Source organism: Caldimonas tepidiphila (assembly GCF_003569765.1).
Lineage (GTDB): Bacteria > Pseudomonadota > Gammaproteobacteria > Burkholderiales > Burkholderiaceae_C > Caldimonas > Caldimonas tepidiphila.
This window is the reverse complement of sequence record NZ_QXMG01000155.1, coordinates 1-1,539: the sequence shown is the minus strand read 5'-3', so window position 1 is coordinate 1,539 and position 1,539 is coordinate 1. Positions and strand designations below refer to the sequence as shown.

General features: G+C 63.9%; 2 protein-coding genes. Both read right to left on the bottom strand.

From position 1 onward, the window contains the following. Window positions 1–496 (bottom strand): ISAs1 family transposase (locus tag D3A59_RS24845; protein ID WP_157991712.1); only part of this gene is annotated, 496 nt, incomplete at its 3' end. Between the two features lie 338 nt (window positions 497–834). Next, on the bottom strand, window positions 835–1,539 hold a 705-nt coding region (locus D3A59_RS24840), incomplete at its 5' end, for a sulfatase-like hydrolase/transferase (protein WP_205665276.1).

Here is a 1,539-nt window from a genome sequence, read left to right as displayed (position 1 = left end):
GCTCGATGAGCCGCTGCGCGGCGGCGATCTCGCAATCCTTGTCTGCGTCCTCGATGAGCACATGGCCGAGCACCACGCGCTCGTTGACGGCCAGCGCGCTGAGCACCTGCGCGGCTTGCCGGTCCTCGAGCCGGTCGAGGCTGCCGCGCAGCGTCTTGCCGTCGATGGCCACCAGCGAGCGCGCCGGGGTCGAGGCCGATTGCTGCACTTGCTCGCCGGCAAGGCTGCGCATGGCGGCTTCGAGCTGCGCCGCATCAAGCCCCTGCAGGATCTTGCGTACCGCGGTGTAGGCCGGTGCACGCTTCCAGCGGCTGCCGAACACCTCATTGAGCCGCGGCCAGTGCGTGTCGATGAAGATGTGGATCTTGCGATACGAGCTCGCCCCCGAGACCACCGCCAGCACGCAGTACAGCAGCACATGCTCCAAGTCGTAGCGCTTGCCCTGCGCGCGCCTGGGGTCGCTCACCTGTCCCAGGCATTGCCTCAATGTGCTCATCTCGTCCTCGCTGCTTGACCCGTGTCCGGAGTCCGCAGCAAGGCGCGACCCCGCCAGCTCATTCAGCAGCCGCTACCTTGGACAGCAGTGAACAGCCCTGCTTGCTCACCAGTCCCATGGTCGTCTCCTGAAATCATCAGCATCAGGTATGACCTTGGACTCGTCCTACTGGGATAGGTTCTAAGCGGGAGACCACCACCTCCCATCCACTTCCCCGGCTCTCGTTCATCGGAGAGCAAAGGCAGGAAGGAAACACATCCCGGCTTCAAGTAAAGCCTGAGTCGCTCGTTCGGCGCCCGGAACCGATTTCTCGAGGTCTCTCATAAAGCGCTCAACAATCAGGGGAAATGCCGAGCGAGTTCCGCCTTGACGGAGCTGTACTTGCTAAATGGCGCAAGGTTGCGCCACTCTTGCGGGTCAACCCGATGGTCGTAGAGTTCCTCCGATCCATCGGCATAGCGGATGTATCGCCACTCGTTCGATCGCACCGCGCGGTGCCCCCCTTCCCGCTCGATGAGCACGGGGTGATCCCAAGGCTTCCGCGGATCGCGCAGCAGAGGAACAAGACTACGGCCGGAAAGCTGCAGCGGCCTGGGAACGCCGCACAGTTCCGTCAGTGTCGGGAACAGATCCACCAAGCTGACTGCCGAGAAGACCCGGCCGCCCACTGTCCCGGCGCCCGCGCCCCCAATGAGGAAGGGAATGTGGGTGCTGCGCTCCCACAGGGCCTGCTTGTGCCAGTGGAACTTCTCCCCCAGGTGGAAGCCATGGTCGCTCCAGAGTACGACGACCGTGTTGCGCGCATGGGGACTGGCATCGAGTGCCTGCAGCAGGCGCCCGATCTGGGCGTCCATGAAGGATATTCCGGCGAGATAGGCCCGTACCGCCTGCGCCCAAAGGTCCTGCCCGGTGATACAGGCGTGATGATCGAAGGACAGCGCCAGCGAGCGCGCGATCGCGGGCAGGTCGTCGAGGTCGTCCGGCGGGGCTTTGTTGCGCAAATAGATTGAGAGCGAGATTCCCCTGACCCCGGACGGAGTTAT